The sequence below is a fragment of the Streptomyces sp. LN549 genome (genome assembly GCF_043203805.1).
Lineage (GTDB): Bacteria > Actinomycetota > Actinomycetes > Streptomycetales > Streptomycetaceae > Streptomyces.
In genome coordinates this window covers 6,209,283-6,224,017 of sequence record NZ_JAZHRI010000002.1, presented here as the reverse complement: position 1 = coordinate 6,224,017, position 14,735 = coordinate 6,209,283, and the positions used below count along the sequence as shown (strand labels likewise).

Below are 14,735 nucleotides of genomic sequence, written 5' to 3'. Positions count from 1 at the left end.
GGATTCTGGGAAGAACTCACGCTGCGAGCCTTTGCGGTCCCCCGAGGAGAACGCCGAGCATCTTCCTCGGCTCAGGTTGGCAACCCCCGCTTGAGGACAACTCAACGCCTGCTATCGAGAACCCCGGAAGCGGGATTCCCCGGCCGCGGCACGCCTCTTCCCCACGCACGGCAGCACCCCCGGGCCGGGGAAGGATCCGGCCCGGGGGCGCTGGTGACCGATCAGCCGTAGTTCGGAGCAGGGGCCGTGGCGTTGAGCGCCGTCACGATCGTCTCCTCCTCGTACCTGAAGTGGGACTCGAGCTGGTTCGCCAGCCGCTCCAGATCCGCACGGAGCCGCACCGGGTCGGACTCACCGGGGACGAAGCCGTCGACGAGCTGCTGGATGTCGTCCTGCAGCCGCGCCACCACCTTGTGCTCCTCACCGAGCTGCCCGAGCGCCGGAGCGAGCGCCGGGAACTGCTTGGCCAGCATCGGGAACATGGCCGCGTCCTCGCCACCGTGGTGCCTGCTCAGCGCTCCGCAGAAGCTGAGGCAGTGGGTGCGCATCTGCTGGGCGAGGTCCGGCGGCATCCGCTCGATCGTGTCCGCGCTGCCCTCGATCAACTGGTCCGCCTGCGTACGCAGCGTCTCCAGCTCTCCCCGCAGCCAGTCGTGCACCTCGACGATCCAGTCCCCCATGCCCTTGACCCGCTCCTCGCCGGGCTTGGGACCGATCCTGTTCAGGACGACGACGGGAATCTCCCTGGTCGTCTTGGCCTGGTGGTCGGCGTACCCCGGCGCCTCCGCGATCACCCGGTCGAAGAGCTTGTCGCGCTCCTCACCGGGCGGAATGGCGGCGATCGCCTGATAGGTGTCGGTGCCGGTCTCCACCGTCACAATCGGGTTCTTGCGGATGTTGTGGTACCACGCGGGGTGCTTGTCGGCGCCGTTCGAAGACGCGACGACAATCCCCTTTCCGTCGAATTCGAGGTACCCCAGGATGCTCTCCCGGCGCTGACCGGTCCTGGCTCCGACGGTGGTCAGCACAGCCAATGTCCAGCCCTCGAACATCCCGCTCATCTTTCCGTTGTTCGCCCGAAACTCGGCGATGACCTGACGCTGGAACTCATTGACGTCGAAGCCCGCCCAGGTCTCGGACTGCGCTTCCCAGGTCTCGGCCTGTTCCTTGCTCATGCACTACCTTCCCGAAGTCGATTGACGACAGAAGGCGGGCCACGCAACCGGAAATCGACACAGAAATACCCCGCACGCCTACGCAGTGAAGATGGGCGCAGCAATCCCAGGTCAGGGATTGACAAGCTGCGAGAGACGGACCATGCCGATCTCTGTAATGGCTGAGTAGCCGCTACCTCCATGCGTAGGCCCATACGGGGCTCGGAGAAAACCGTAGCACCGCCCCTCCGAGCGGGCAACGTGACACGTTCGAGCCAGTACGCAACGCCCCGCCCAAGCACGTACGCCGCCCTGCGAGCACGTACGCCCCGGCTGCGTACCGGAGTTGAGCCGGAGTTGGGCCGGATCTCGAGTCTGCCCCTAGCGGCCGCCCATAGCTTTCGGGCCGATCCGGCGTCGGGCGCCGACTCCCCAACCCATTCCAGGAGCTGGAACATGACCAGTGCGTCTCCACCGATCCGCCAGCTGCCCTCTCTGACCGGCTACCGCGCCATCCTGTTCGTCGCCGTGTTCGTCACCCATGCTCTCGGCGCGGGCTACTTCTTCGCCGACCAGTCGATCAACAAGGCCGGCACCCAGCTCCCCTACGGCACGGGCGCCCTGGCCACCTTCTTCGTGCTCAGCGGCTTCGTGCTCACCTGGGGTGAGCCGTGGCGCAGCACGATCGGCCGCTTCTGGCGGCGCCGCGTGGTCAAGATCTACCCCGGTCACATGATCGTCTGGGCTGCCACCCTGCTGATGCTGTTCGCCGTGGGCCCGATGGCGATGATCGGCTCCTGGGAGCAGACCGAGGCCGGCCCCGCGGTCGCCAATCTGTTCCTGGTGCAGGACTGGATTCCCCAGATGCCGTACGTCTTCAGCGTGTACGGCGTGAACTGGTCGGTCTCCGTCGAGATCGTGTTCTACCTGGCGCTGCCGCTGCTGATACGCCCGATCCTGCGCATCGCCGACAAGCGCCTTTGGCACTGGTTCACCCTGTGCGCCGTGGTGATCGTCGCCATCCCCACCCTCACGCACTTCTTCCTGGACGGACCGCTCGCACCGGGCCAGAGCCTGTCCTGGGACCAGATCTACTACACCGACTTCTTCCCGCTCTCCCGGATGCCCGAGTTCCTGCTGGGCGTCTTCCTCGCACGCATCGTCCAGACCGGAAACTGGCCCCGGATGAGCATCTGGCTGCCGGTGCTCCTCACGGTCGGCCTGTGCTGGCTGATGTTCCAGCTGCCCGAGACGTTCCGCGCCAGCGGTCTGCTCACCATCGGTCTGTGCCTGTTCGTCCCCGCCATCGCCATGCGTGATCTGGACAACCGGCCGAGCTGGCTGGACAACAAGTTCATGGTGCTGCTGGGGAACGCCTCGTACGCCGCCTACCTGGTGCACTTCCCCCTGCTCGCACTGACCCGGCACGTGGTCGGCGACGGCAAGCAGTTCGGTGTGGGGACCGGCCTCCTCATCGTGGTCGTGCTCTTCGTGATCACCCAGCTTGTCGGTGTCGCCATGTTCCTCGCGGTGGAACGGCCGGTCATGCGCCGGTTCGGCTCCGCGCGCCGCAAACCGGCCCCCGACCCCGTACCGGCCGCCTGACCGTCCCCCGACTGACCGAGGAGCTCCTGTGACCGATCCGGACCAGGTGATGAAGTTCCCCTTCCCCGACAGCCACCGGCTGGACGTCCCGCCGGAGTTCGCCGGCCTGCGGGCGAAGTGTCCGGTGCAGCGGGTGGAACTTCCGTACGGCGGTGAAGGCTGGCTGGTGACCCGGCAGGCCGACGTCAAGACGGTGCTCGGCGACTCCCGGTTCTCCCGGGCGGCCACCGTTCAGGCAGACATCCCCCGGACGAAGGAATGGCTGAATCCGGGCGGTGACATCCTCTCGCTGGACCAGCCGGAGCACTCCCGGATTCGCAAGCTGGTGTCGGGGGCGTTCTCGCGCCGGAATGTGGAGCTGTGGCGGCCCCGCATCGAGGAGCTCGTCGACGAACTCGTCGCGGGCATGCGGGCGGCCGGTTCCCCGGTGGATCTGGTCGAGTCGTTCACGATGCCGCTCCCGATCACCGTGATCTGCGAGATGCTGGGCGTGCCGGCCGCGGACCGCCACTTCTTCCAGCGGTTCTCCGAGCTGATGTTCAGCGGCACCGGAGTCGCCGCCCAGGACATCCAGGACGCCGCCACCGCGCTGATGTCCTATCTCGCCGAACACGTCGCCCGCCACCGCGCCGAGCCGCAGGACGACCTGCTCTCCGAACTCATCGCCGCGCGCGACGAGGACGAGGGACGGCTGACCGAGGAAGAGCTGGTCACCCTCGGTATGACCATCCTGGCCGCGGGACACGAGACCACGGCCAACGCGATCGCCAACTTCGTCCACACCCTGCTCGTCGACGGGCTGTGGGCGGATCTGGCGGCGCGTCCGGACCGGTTCGACACCGCGGTCGAGGAACTGCTGCGGTTCGTTCCGCTGGGCGGCAGCGAGTCCCTGCCCAGGGTCGCCACCGAGGACGTGTCGTTGGGGGACGTGACCGTGTGCAAGGGGGAAGCGGTCTTTCCCGCGATGGTCTCGGCCAACTTCGACGGCAAGGTGTTCACCGATCCGGACGTTCTCGACCTCGACCGGAAGCACAATCCGCACCTGGCCTTCGGCTTCGGCCCGCACTTCTGCCTCGGTGCCCAACTGGCCCGGACCGAGATCCGGGTCGCACTCGCGACACTGCTGCGCGAGTTCCCCCGACTGCACCTGGCTGTACCCGTGGCCGAGGTGCCCTGGCGTGAGGACACCGCGTTGATCCGCGGCCCGCGCCGCCTCCCGGTCGCCTGGCATCCCCAGGCCGGCTGACGGAGGAACCCGAACGACGCGTTGAGGGCACACCACGCCCTCGGCGCGTCGTTCGCGTATGTCGCCCCCGTTGCCCACTTCGTGGCTCCGCAGCGGGGGCTCCGGCCGGGTACGCGGGCTGCCTCGGACGGCTGACGGTGGCCCGTGTGCCGTCGGCCGGCATGGCCCCGCCCCGGCAGGCCCTGTCCTCGTACGCCGTCCGTGCACGCAGAACAGAGCATGCACAGAAGGCGGCAAGCCTGTCGACACGCGTGCAGCGCATCGGCACGGTGGCCCTGCCGAGCCGGCGCGGCAGCGCATCGGCACGGTGCCGCTGCGCTGCCGAGCCGGCGCCGGCATCTCCGGCCGCTCCGCTCAGCCCCCGGATGCCCATGGATGTCGCTGGACGCCCCTGGATGTTCCCGGAGCCGGATACCTGTCCGGTCCCGAACCCGGCGAAGCGGTCCGGCCTGGGGCCGGACCGCTGTCCTTGCGTGGGTACGGCCGGGCCGAGGGCCCTGCCGCGGTTCTCAGCCCCGCGCCTGCACGAACTCCTTCACCGAGGCGATGACGTAGTCGAGCATCTCGTCGGTGAGGCCGGGATAGACGCCGATCCAGAAGGTCTGCTCGGTGATGATGTCGCTGTTGGTGAGGTCGCCGACGGCCCGGTACGGCTTGTTGATGTAGGCCGGGTGGCGAGTGAGGTTCCCGGCGAAGAGCCGCCGGGTGCCGATCTTGCGGTTCTCCAGGAAGTCGACCAGCGTCGCCCGGGTGAAGGGGGCGTCGGGGGCGACGGTCAGCACGAATCCGAACCAGCTCGGGTCACTGCGGGGCGTCGCCTCGGGCAGCACCAGGTGCGGCACGTCCTGCAGCCCGTCGCGCAGCCGCTGCCAGTTGCGTTTGCGGGCCGCCACGAATCCGTCCAGCTTGGTCAACTGGCTGAGTCCCAGGGCGGCCTGGATGTCGGTGGCCTTCAGGTTGTACCCGACGTGCGAGAAGATGTACTTGTGGTCGTAGCCCATCGGCAACGTGCCCATCTGGTACTGGAAGCGCTTGAGGCACTTGTCGTTCTCACCCGGCTCGCACCAGCAGTCCCGGCCCCAGTCCCGCAGCGACTCCACGATCCGGGCCAGGGCCAGGTTCGATGTGAGGACGCAGCCGCCCTCGCCCATCGTCAGGTGGTGGGCCGGGTAGAAGCTGACGGTCGAGAAGTCGCCGAAGGTCCCCGTGAGTTGGCCGTCGTACGTCGAGCCGACCGCGTCGCAGTTGTCCTCGATGAGGAACAGCTCGTGCTCAGCGGCGAGTTCGGCGATCTCGGCCACCTCGAAGGGGTTGCCGAGGTGCATGCGCGATGATGATCGCCCGGGTCTTGGGGCCGATCGCCTGCGCCACTCGCTCGGCAGTGGTGTTGTACGTGCCGAGCTCCACGTCGACGAAGACCGGGACCAGCCCGTTCTGCAGGATCGGGTTCACCGTGGTGGGGAATCCCGCGGCCACGGTGATGACCTCGTCGCCCGGCCGAAGGCGCCGGTCCTCCAGCAGATGGGAGGTCAGCGCGGAGACGGCGAGCAGGTTGGCCGATGACCCCGAGTTGGTCAGATGTGCCTTTCGGCGCTTGAGCTTGCGCGCGAAGGCCGACTCGAACTTGCGTGAGCTGCGACCGGCCGCGATCCGCATCTCCAGAGCGGCCTCGACGAGCGCCACCCGGTCCTCCTCGTCCAGTACCGCGCCGGACGGCCAGATCTCGGTGACGCCGGGCACGAAGCCCGAAACGCCCTCCTCCCGCTCCTGGTGGTACTTGCGGACCTCGTCCAGCACCAGCGCCCTGTGGTCGCTCATCTCCGCTTCCTTCCTGCCGTGCTGATGGGTGGTCATGCGGCCGCGAGCAGATCCCGCAGCGATTGGTCGAGGGAGCGGCGTGGCTCCCAGCCGAGCACCTTGGCGGCGCGCGAGACATCCAGTTGCTGCCATTCCGTGTCGACGCGCGCCTGTCCGCCGGCCGGGGCCTCCTCGACGACCCGGACGGGCAGCCCGCTGACCGCGATCAGCCGGCTGACCAGGTCCCGGGTGTGGACGGCCGCGCCACTGCCGATGTTGATCACCTGGCCCGCGACCTCGGCGCCATCGGCCCGGACGGTGCACAGGACGGCGTCGGCGACATCGCGTACGTCCACGAAGTCACGCCAGGCGTGCAGCGGCGGCAGCCGCAACTCTGCGGGGACCCCGGTCGGGCCCGGGTCGTGGGCGAGCCGCACCAGCCGGCCCGCCACCGAGCCCAGCAGGCTGCCGGGGGGCGTGCCGGGACCGCAGACGTTCGCGATGCGCAGCACCACCCCGGGCTGCGCGCCTTCCCGGGCCGCGTCGAGCACAGCCCGCGCGCCGAGAAGCTTGGTACGTCCGTACGGCGTGACCGGCGCGGGCTCGGTGCTCTCGTGGGTGCCCGAGCCGCTGGTTCCGGGACCGTACTCATGACTGCTGCCCAGCTGCACGAGGGTGGGCCGCCGGTCCAGCAGGGCCAGCGCGCGTATGACGCGGAGAGGGAGCTCGACGTTGCCGGTGTGCATCTGAGGCTCATCGGCCTTCCAGGCCCGGCCCGCGGCGTTGACGACCGCGTCGGCTCCGGCGACGAACGCCGCGATCCTTTCGGGCCCGGCCGTCACCAGGTCGAAGCCGGCGGGAAGGGTGACCACCCGGTCGCCCGCTTCCGTCAGTGCCCGGCAGATGTGCGTGCCCAGGAAGCCGCCGGCACCCAGCACGACGATGTTCACCGGGCACCGCCCGGGCGCCTGCCGAGGCCCCCGCCGTACGCGGCGGGGCGGACCGACGTCTCCGTGGCGTGCGGGCGGCTCCCCGCCCCGCCCGACAACACGAGCACCTCCATACGAGGGTCCTTTCTCATGGGTGCGGCGTCCTCCGGCGGATTCACCGGGAGAGCACGGCCGGGAGGGCGGCTCACGTCGTCTCGCACGTCACCGCACGGCTGCCGGAATGCCGGCGGCTGCGCGGGCCCGGACATACTCGATCCGCACCCCGGCCCGGGGCCGGTGCGATCGCTTGCTGGCCCATGCGGAACCCCGGCAAGGGCTGGTGCGCCCGGCCCCGGCGGCCCGGCCTCCGGCGCCGCCAGAAGGGCACGGCCCGGCGGAGGGAGTGTGACCGCACCGCCGGCGACGCCGGTTTCCAGGGGGTCTCTACGGTTCGGCTTCACACCGGGAAGCTAGGTGCGTCGGCTCAACTGCCGCTCGACGGGCGCTAGGGCCTTTCGTCTGGAGCAGGCAGGAGCATGAAGCGGGGTCCGGTGTGCCGGACCCCGCGAGCGCGGCACGATCCGAGCGGGAGGCCCCGGACCGGGCCGGAGGGCCTCGCCACGGGCGCCGTGAAACCTGGCCTCGGTCCACCGTGCCGGCAGGCCGCCGGTCCCCGTCGCGCCCGCCGGCCCGACCGCGGGCCAGGACGACGGCACGGCGGCTTCCCAGCAGGCCCCGGGACCTGCGCGCCGGTCACCGGGGCCTTGCAGGAGCCGCCGAGGACCCCGGCGACGTGAAGGTCGAGCAGCGCGCCGAGGCCGTGCCCGGACGGAACGGTCTCCGCGTCATGGTGCACCGGTCCCAGGACGTCGGCCGGTGCGGTGGGGCCTGCCGCCGAGTGCGGCAGCACCACCGGTCGTCGGCGCGGCGCCACGGGGGCGGCCTCCGGTCGGCGAAGCACCGCCCACCACGACCTCCGTGCGGTGGACGCCGGGTCTCACGTCACGTCGGCGCCGCCTCTCAGGGGCAGCGGATGACCTGGCCCGCGTAGGCCAGACCACCGCCGAACCCGAACAGCAGGGCCGGCGCGCCGGAGGGGATGTCACCCCGCTCCAGCGCCTTGGACAGCGCCAGCGGGATGCTGGCTGCCGAGGTGTTGCCGGACTCGACGACATCGCGGGCGATGTACGCGTTACCGGCCCCGAGCCGCTTCACGAACGCCTCGATGATGCGGAGGTTCGCCTGGTGAAGCACCACCGCGCCGAGCTCCTCCGGCGCCACCCCGGCCTTGTCGCAGACGCTGCGGGCGATGGCCGGAAGCTGGGTGGTGGCCCAGCGGTAGACCGACTGCCCCTCCTGCTGGAACGTGCCGCCCACGCCTTCGATGCGCACCGCGTTGCTCAGCTCCGGGACCGCCCCCCACACGACGGGGCTGATCTGCGCCTCGGGGGCCGCCTCGACCACGGCCGCGCCGGCGCCGTCGCCGATCAGCACACAGGTGGTGCGGTCGTCCCAGTCGGTGAAGTCGCTCAGTTTCTCGGAGCCGATCACCAGGGCCCGGGTCGCGGAGCCCGCCTTGATGGTGTGGTCGGCGGTGGCCAGCGCGTGGGAGAAGCCCGAACAGGCGACGTTGATGTCCAGCGTGGCCGCGCCGAGGATACCCAGCTGGGCGGCGACACGGGCCGCGGTGTTGGGAGAGCGGTCGATGGCGGTGCAGGTCGCCACGAGGACCAGGTCGATGTCGTCGGGGGCGACGCCACCGCGGTCCAGCGCGTTCTTGCCCGCCTGTGCGGCCATGAAGTCAACGGTCTCGTCGGGCCCGGCCACATGCCGCGTCTCGATGCCTACGCGGCTGCGGATCCATTCGTCGCTGGTCTCGATCCGCTGGGCCAGATCGTCGTTCGTCAGGACCTTCGGGGGTTGGTAGTGGCCCATGCTGACCACGCGTGACCCTGTCACTGTTACTGCTCCTTCGAATCCGCGAGAGACCTCTTCTTCGCCCGCATCGTTGCACTACCTCGTGGAACCGTGCTGCCTTGCCCGTCATTCCGGACAGAAAAAGCCCCCAGTTCATCGCGCTATGTCGGCCAGAGGCATCGGATGCATGGGAATGGCCCGGTTCGTCGATCTTGTGAGCGACCTGGTGTCGCGTCCCCGCCGATCCATTCGACCGAAACATTTCGAATGATTGACCGCAATTATCGGAAGGACTAGCGTGCCGCGTGGTCCGGCGGGCGCATGGATGGGGATGCCGTCCGCGTACGTGGACGCTTTGCGCTTCACCCCGTTTCCCCACCGCACAGAGGGAACACATCCATGAACCGAAGAACCTCTCTCATCAGCCTGATCACCGCCGGGGCGCTCCTCGCCGCCGTGTCGCCGGCGCTCGGGGCCGGCGACACGGCGGGGGCGGACCACGCACCCGGACCCAAGGAACGGAACGCGCACTGGGTCGCCGCTTGGACGTCGATGCCGCAGCTGACGGAGCCGTCCAACATGCCGCCGGCACCGTTCACCCAGGACGACTCCGTCCTGACGGACACCACGCTGCGGCAGACCGTCCACGTCTCGGCGGGCGGCGACCACATCCGACTGCGGTTCTCCAACGCGTTCGGCGGGGCGGTGCTGCCGCTCACCAAGGTGTCCGTGGCGCTGCCGCTCGACGGCCGCGCCGGTACGGGCGCCATCAGGGAGGGGACCACGCGCTCGGTGACCTTCGGGGGCAGCGCGTCGGTGACCGTCCCCGCCGGCTCGCAGGCCGTCTCCGATCCTCTGGACTTCCGCCTCGCACCCGGCTCCAACCTGACGGCGACGGTCTACCTGGCCACCGGGCAGGCGTCCACCGCCATCACCTCGCACCCCGGCTCCCGTACGACCTCGTACCTCCGGTCCGGGGATCACGTCCAGGACCCGGATCTCCCCGGTGCGGCCACCACCGACCACTGGTACTTCCTCAGCGGCGTCGAGGCCTGGTCCAGCAGCACCACCTCGGCGACGGCCGTGCTCGGCGACTCGCTGACCGACGGCCGGGGGTCCACCACCAACGGGAACGACCGCTGGCCGGACGTGCTCCAGCAGCGGCTGGCGGCCGGCGGGGGCGCGGTGCGGACCTCGGTCGTCAATCAGGCGGCCGGCGGGAACCGCCTGCTCAACGACGGTCTGGGCCCGAACGGCCTGGCCAGGCTGGACCGCGACGTGCTGGCCCAGAGCGGTGTCGACCGGCTGATCGTCTTCGAGGGCGTCAACGACATCGGGACGGCGGCCGCGGAACCAGCCGCCCAGAAGCAGGCGGCGGACGACGTCATCGCGGCGTACGGCCAGATCATCACCCGGGCCCACGCGCTGGGGATCCGCGTGTACGGAGCGACGCTGACCCCCTTCGGCGGCAACACCGGGTACGACGACCCGGACGGCTACCGCGAGGGGGCCCGGCAGAAGGTCAACACCTGGATCCGCACCGGCGGCCGCTTCGACGGGGTGATCGACTTCGACCGGACCGTCCGTGATCCGGAGAACCCCCGTGCGCTCCGCGCCTCGGTGGACGTCGGCGACCACCTCCATCTCAACCCCGCGGGCTACCGGATCCTGGCCGAAGCCGTCCCCGCCCGCCTGTTCTGGCCGTCCCCGCTCCCCGCGGGCTTCGGCTACAACTGACCGGCACGCAAAGGCGGCCCGCGCACCCCCCACGAGGGGAGCGCGGGCCGTCCGTCGGTTGATACGGCAGCAGGACTCACGGCCGATCCCGCGGTTGTCGCACGATCGCGGCCCGAGCCGGACGCCGAGTGGACGACGGTGAGCACGGCACCGCCCACCCCTACCTCACCGATAACCGTACAAATCACCCACTCCTGTCCACGGTGGACAGCGGACGTTCACCCGGAAGAAGGCATTGGAGAAAGCTCGAACGTTTCTGCGCCACTCCCTGGCGGACCCTCGGGTTAGGTTCACCGACTGTCACCTCACCGACCGTCCCCCACCGGCCGTCATGCGGGCTCCTGGTACGTCCTGCGGGCCCGGCGCCGCGAGGAGAGGCACCAATGACCGAGACGCCGGCCCCCACGGCACCCTCCGTACCGGCCCCGCTGCCCGAGCCGTGCGGCCGGGTGTACCGCAGGGAAGGCCGCACGGTGGTGGCGCTGCGCGACGAGATCGACCTCGCGACCGCCGCGCTCATCGCACCGGCCCTGGACGGGGCGACATCGGACGGCTCACCCCAGCTGGTGGTCGACCTGACGGAGGTGAGTTTCCTCGACTGCTCGGGACTGACGTTGCTGTGCCGGGCCCGCCGGCGCGTGTTGGACCGCAAGGGGCGGTTCTGGCTCGTCTGCGGCTGCCCTCGGATCCTGCGCCTGCTGCGGGCCGGCCGGCTGCACGACCTGTTCTGTCCGGTGGCCACCCCGGACGAGGTCTTCCGCACGGCGGAGCCCGTGTCTCCTGCCGGCTCCTGAGCGGGGCGGGGCGCCCGTCCCCGAGCACCGTCCCGCGGCCCCCGGCCCGCCGGCCGGGGGACCCCGGCCGTCAGCCCTTGTTCTGCGCGGCCCAGAACTCGTCGAACGTGAGGAGCCCGTCCCCGTTCGCGTCGTGGGAGTTGATCACGGCCTGTGCGACCGTCTCGGTGACGTAGGGGTCACCCAGCTGAGCCATGACGCTCTTGTACTCGACAGCCGAGATCAGCCCGTCGCTGTTCAGGTCGAACCGCTCGAATGCCTTGCGCGCCGACTCGATGTCCGCCACTTTTCCGCCCCTTCGTATGACTGTCTGACGGAGGTCAGATTAACGGGCGCGACGGATGGCCCTCGCGGCGGCCGGTCGTCGATCATGGGGTGGGCCGGCCACCGCCCGGTGGCCGGTGACCCGAGCGGGGAGCGCAAGGCGCGATGAGCGAGGCACTGGCACGGATCCTGGACGCCGCGGCGCAGGGGCGGTTCCCGCCGCCGGACGGTTCCACGACCGTGGTGAGGCAGCCGAGCGAACGCGATGCCGGGGTGCTGGCGTTCACCGCGCACTCGGTGGTCTTCACCGACGAGGACCCGCGGTGGGTGCACGACATGCTGGCCGCCAGCCCTGGCGACCCGCTCGCCGCGACCATGAGTCCGCCGTTCCTGAGTGCCCTGCTGGCCCGCACCGGCCGGTACATGAACACGACCGATCTGCTCACGGTCGCGCCCGCGCTGCCGGGCGCACCGGAGCTGGAGCTGCGGGAGATCCGCGACCCCGGACACCCTCGGGTGGCACGGGCGATGAGGTTCCGTGACGAGGTGCGGGTGTGGGGAGCCGAGGGCGGTGTGGTGATCCTCGGACGCGGTGTGGCGGGGCGCTGGGAGACCTCGGTCGAGGTGTCCGAGGAGGCGCGCGGGCAACGGCTCGGCGAGCGCCTGGCCCGGGCGGCCCGCCATCTGGTGCCGGACTCGGTGGTGTGGGCCCAGCAGTCGCCGGGGAACGCCCGCAGTGTGCGGACGTTCCAGGCGGCGGGATACCGGCCGGTGGGCTCGGAGGCCCTGCTGATCGCGGGGTGAACCACCGGCCGCCCACGCGGGAAGCGGCCGGCGGCCCGCACGGTACGCGAGCGGCTCAGCGGCGGACGCCGGCGCGGCCGAGCCAGTAGCGGCTCAGCGGAAGACGCCCGTGTGGCCGAGCGAGTAGCGGCCCGGCTGCGGATAGACGGCGAGGCCGTGCGGGCCGCTGCCCACCGGGATCCGGGCCAGCTGCTTGCCTGTGGTGGTGTCGATGGCGTACACCTCCGCGTTGTAACGCCCGGACAGCCACAGGACCTTCCCGTCCGCCGAGACCCCGCCCATGTCCGGGCTGCCGCCGTTCGGCAGGTGCCACTTCTTCGCCAGCTTCTTCTGTGCGAAGTCGAACACGGAGACCGAGCCCTCACCGCGGTTGGAGATGTACATCTCCTTGGCGTCGCGGCTGACGTAGAGCCCGTGGCAGCCCTTGCCGGTGGGCAGCAGTTCCGGCGTGCTGAACTTCTCCCCGTCCAGCACCCACACGCCGTTGGCCACCATGTCCGCGATGTAGAAGGTACTTCCGTCGGGTGACAGCTTGACGTCCTGCGGCATGGCGCCCTGGGACGGCAGCTTCTGCTGGCCCACGACCTTCATCTTCGCCGTGTCGACCTTGAGCAGTTCGCCGGAGAACTCGCAGGAGACGATGAAGTACCGGCCGTCCGCGGAGAAGTCGGCGTGGTTGACGCCCGCGCAGCTCACCGGGACGGCTTTGGCCGTCTTCATGGTGTGCGCGTCGCGGAAGACCAGTTCGCGGTCCATCGAGGCCATCACGATGGCGTACTTGCCGTTCGGCGTGAAGTAGAGGTTGTACGGGTCGGAGACGTCGACCGTCTTCCCCGCCTTCCCGGTCGCCGGGTCGATGGCGGTGAGGCTGTCGCCGACATCGTTGTTGACCCAGAGCGTCTTCAGGTCCCACGACGGGACGACGTGCTGCGGCTGACGGCCGACCGGGATCGTCTCGATGACCTTGTACGTGGCGGGATCGATCACCGAGACGGTGTCGGAGTTGGTGTTGGGCACGTAGACGCGGGACGGGAAGTCCTTGACGGCCGGCGACAGTTTCCCCGGCGCGTCGGCCGCGTACACGTTCCTGGCGTCGAGCACCGGAGGCATCCCGGGCAGGCCCGGCGGCGCGGGCGGGGTGACGCGCTTGGGCCGGGCGGGCGGGGCGGCGGCCTCGGTGGGGGCGTCCGACGCACCCCTGTCCGCGGGCGGGGTGCCGCAGCCTGTGAGGACGGCGAGCAGGACGCCCCCGAGGAGGGCCGCGGTGCGGGTGGTGGAGGGAGACATCAGGTCAGCAGCTCCGTGGTCGTCACCGCACGCAGTTGGCGGCGGTCGAGTTCGGTGAGGAGGAGGGGCAGCGCGGCGACCGTGTCCGCATAGCCGAAGTGCAGGCTCACCACCGATCCGTTGCGGATCTCCCCGGCCACCTTGCGTGTGACGGCCGCGGCACCGGGCGAGGTGAAGTCGAGGGAGTCCACGTCGTACGAGAGGACGTGCGGGTATCCGGCCCGGACCGCGAGCCGCTGGACGAGCGGGGTGGCGTACCGGGTGCGGGAAGGCCGGAACCAGGTACCGATGGAGCCGGTGAGCCGGCGCAGCCGCTGGGCGCAGCCGGTGATCTCCGCGTACGCCCGTGTCTCGTCCATCGACGAGATGTCGACGTGATGCTGGGTGTGGTTGCCGAGGTCGTGGCCGCCGTCGAGGATCCGGCGGGCCATCTCGGGGTGCTCGTCCAGCCAGCTGCCGACGGCGAGGACGGTGACCCTCGCCCCTGCACGCTCGGCCTCTCCCAGGACGGTCCGGGCGACGGCGGGGTCGCCCTGACCGTGGAAGGTGAGGGCGACGCGTGCCCGGTCGCGGGGGCCGTGGTCGATCTGCACGGGCTGCCCGGCGATGCGGTGCGGTGCGGGTGCGGGTGCGTGCGCGCCGGTGGTGGCGGCCTGCCTCTTCTGTGCCGGGTGGCTGAGGGGCTTCGCCGGTGTACCGGTGGCGTCCGGGTCCGCACAGCCGGTGGCGAGGGCGGCCGTGAGGGCGGCCCCGGCTCCTGCGCGCAGGGCGCTGCGGCGGTGCACCGGTCTGTCGGGGGCGTTCATGCGCAGAACACTAAGGGTGATATGTCAGGAAAATGACAATTGACCCATAGTGGCTGGCGAAGGTCACACGGATGCGCACGCCCACACTTTGGGCGATCAATGAATCACCCGAGGAATGCCATGCATATGCACTGTTTTCAAGGTGAGTGACCTAACACACCTATGATTCATTGAAGGAATGTCCAGATTCAACACGTAGTGCGCATATTGCGACTTTGGTGCTGGAGTCGTCCGTCTGCCATAGTCGGGGACGCGACCCCCATTGACCCGGGCCAGGTCGTCACAAGCGGCCGTGAACACACCCCCCATTTCACGGCCCCCACACAGAAGCCCCCGAAGCGCCGCACCACGGCCGATCCGGGGGCTTCTGCGCGCCGGGGGCTCCGTGCATCCGA

At 70.1% G+C, this 14,735-nt stretch carries 12 protein-coding genes and 1 pseudogene; 5 read left to right on the top strand and 8 right to left on the bottom strand.

Features of this window, described 5'->3' with window-relative positions; all coding sequences use genetic code 11:
* Positions 1-221: 221 nt before the first annotated feature.
* Complete coding sequence (locus SH922_RS28105) at positions 222-1,175, bottom strand: nitroreductase/quinone reductase family protein (RefSeq protein WP_393060681.1); 954 nt, start codon at positions 1,173-1,175, stop codon at positions 222-224.
* 435 nt (positions 1,176-1,610) lie between these two features.
* Between SH922_RS28105 and SH922_RS28100 the strand changes: the two genes are divergently transcribed.
* Entirely contained in the window at positions 1,611-2,759 is a 1,149-nt protein-coding gene (locus SH922_RS28100; RefSeq protein WP_393060679.1) for an acyltransferase family protein, read from the top strand.
* A 28-nt stretch (positions 2,760-2,787) separates the two neighbouring features.
* Entirely contained in the window at positions 2,788-4,005 is a 1,218-nt protein-coding gene (locus SH922_RS28095; RefSeq protein ID WP_393060676.1) for a cytochrome P450, read from the top strand.
* A 509-nt stretch (positions 4,006-4,514) separates the two neighbouring features.
* Here the strand turns inward: SH922_RS28095 and rfbH are convergent.
* The 4 genes and pseudogenes from rfbH to SH922_RS28075 all read right to left on the bottom strand — a co-directional run bounded on the left by rfbH (position 4,515) and on the right by SH922_RS28075 (position 8,690).
* Positions 4,515-5,823 (bottom strand): annotated as a pseudogene (gene rfbH, locus SH922_RS28090) (lipopolysaccharide biosynthesis protein RfbH).
* 32 nt (positions 5,824-5,855) lie between these two features.
* A complete protein-coding gene (locus SH922_RS28085) occupies positions 5,856-6,752 on the bottom strand; it encodes an NAD-dependent epimerase/dehydratase family protein (RefSeq protein ID WP_393060674.1) in 897 nt (298 codons plus the stop codon).
* Positions 6,749-6,883, bottom strand: a complete 135-nt coding sequence (locus SH922_RS28080) for a hypothetical protein (protein ID WP_393060672.1) — start codon at positions 6,881-6,883, stop codon at positions 6,749-6,751. Before SH922_RS28080 ends, SH922_RS28085 begins: the two co-directional genes overlap by 4 nt.
* An 868-nt stretch (positions 6,884-7,751) precedes the next feature.
* Positions 7,752-8,690: a beta-ketoacyl-ACP synthase III gene (locus SH922_RS28075; RefSeq protein WP_393060670.1), complete on the bottom strand. Its 939-nt coding sequence runs from the start codon at positions 8,688-8,690 to the stop codon at positions 7,752-7,754.
* 357 nt (positions 8,691-9,047) lie between these two features.
* Between SH922_RS28075 and SH922_RS28070 the strand changes: the two genes are divergently transcribed.
* Together SH922_RS28070 and SH922_RS28065 are read left to right on the top strand one after the other, a co-directional pair.
* Entirely contained in the window at positions 9,048-10,385 is a 1,338-nt protein-coding gene (locus SH922_RS28070; protein WP_393060668.1) for an SGNH/GDSL hydrolase family protein, read from the top strand.
* Positions 10,386-10,768: 383 nt separating this feature from the next.
* Positions 10,769-11,179, top strand: a complete 411-nt coding sequence (locus SH922_RS28065) for an STAS domain-containing protein (protein ID WP_393060666.1) — start codon at positions 10,769-10,771, stop codon at positions 11,177-11,179.
* 70 nt (positions 11,180-11,249) lie between these two features.
* Here SH922_RS28065 and SH922_RS28060 read toward each other — a convergent pair whose 3' ends face one another.
* Complete coding sequence (locus SH922_RS28060) at positions 11,250-11,465, bottom strand: EF-hand domain-containing protein (RefSeq protein WP_326738861.1); 216 nt, start codon at positions 11,463-11,465, stop codon at positions 11,250-11,252.
* A 143-nt stretch (positions 11,466-11,608) separates the two neighbouring features.
* Here SH922_RS28060 and SH922_RS28055 point away from each other — a divergent pair, with 143 nt between their 5' ends.
* Positions 11,609-12,247 carry a GNAT family N-acetyltransferase gene (locus SH922_RS28055; RefSeq protein WP_393060664.1) on the top strand — a complete coding sequence of 213 codons (639 nt, stop codon included), beginning with the start codon at positions 11,609-11,611 and terminating at the stop codon, positions 12,245-12,247.
* Between the two features lie 93 nt (positions 12,248-12,340).
* Here the strand turns inward: SH922_RS28055 and SH922_RS28050 are convergent, their stop codons facing one another.
* Together SH922_RS28050 and SH922_RS28045 are read right to left on the bottom strand one after the other, a co-directional pair.
* A complete protein-coding gene (locus tag SH922_RS28050) occupies positions 12,341-13,534 on the bottom strand; it encodes a beta-propeller fold lactonase family protein (RefSeq protein WP_393060662.1) in 1,194 nt (397 codons plus the stop codon).
* Positions 13,534-14,340 carry a polysaccharide deacetylase family protein gene (locus SH922_RS28045; protein WP_393060660.1) on the bottom strand — a complete coding sequence of 269 codons (807 nt, stop codon included), beginning with the start codon at positions 14,338-14,340 and terminating at the stop codon, positions 13,534-13,536. Before SH922_RS28045 ends, SH922_RS28050 begins: the two co-directional genes overlap by 1 nt.
* Positions 14,341-14,735 lie beyond the last annotated feature (395 nt).

Bases quoted from the DNA above. Each gene is read 5' to 3' on its own strand.
- SH922_RS28105 (WP_393060681.1), bottom strand. From the start codon at position 1,175: ATGAGCAAGGAACAGGCCGAGACCTGGGAAGCGCAGTCCGAGACCTGG.
- SH922_RS28100 (WP_393060679.1), top strand. From the start codon at position 1,611: ATGACCAGTGCGTCTCCACCGATCCGCCAGCTGCCCTCTCTGACCGGC.
- SH922_RS28080 (WP_393060672.1), bottom strand. From the start codon at position 6,883: ATGAGAAAGGACCCTCGTATGGAGGTGCTCGTGTTGTCGGGCGGGGCG.
- SH922_RS28070 (WP_393060668.1), top strand. From the start codon at position 9,048: ATGAACCGAAGAACCTCTCTCATCAGCCTGATCACCGCCGGGGCGCTC.
- SH922_RS28065 (WP_393060666.1), top strand. From the start codon at position 10,769: ATGACCGAGACGCCGGCCCCCACGGCACCCTCCGTACCGGCCCCGCTG.
- SH922_RS28055 (WP_393060664.1), top strand. From the start codon at position 11,609: ATGAGCGAGGCACTGGCACGGATCCTGGACGCCGCGGCGCAGGGGCGG.
- SH922_RS28050 (WP_393060662.1), bottom strand. From the start codon at position 13,534: ATGTCTCCCTCCACCACCCGCACCGCGGCCCTCCTCGGGGGCGTCCTG.
- SH922_RS28045 (WP_393060660.1), bottom strand. From the start codon at position 14,340: ATGAACGCCCCCGACAGACCGGTGCACCGCCGCAGCGCCCTGCGCGCA.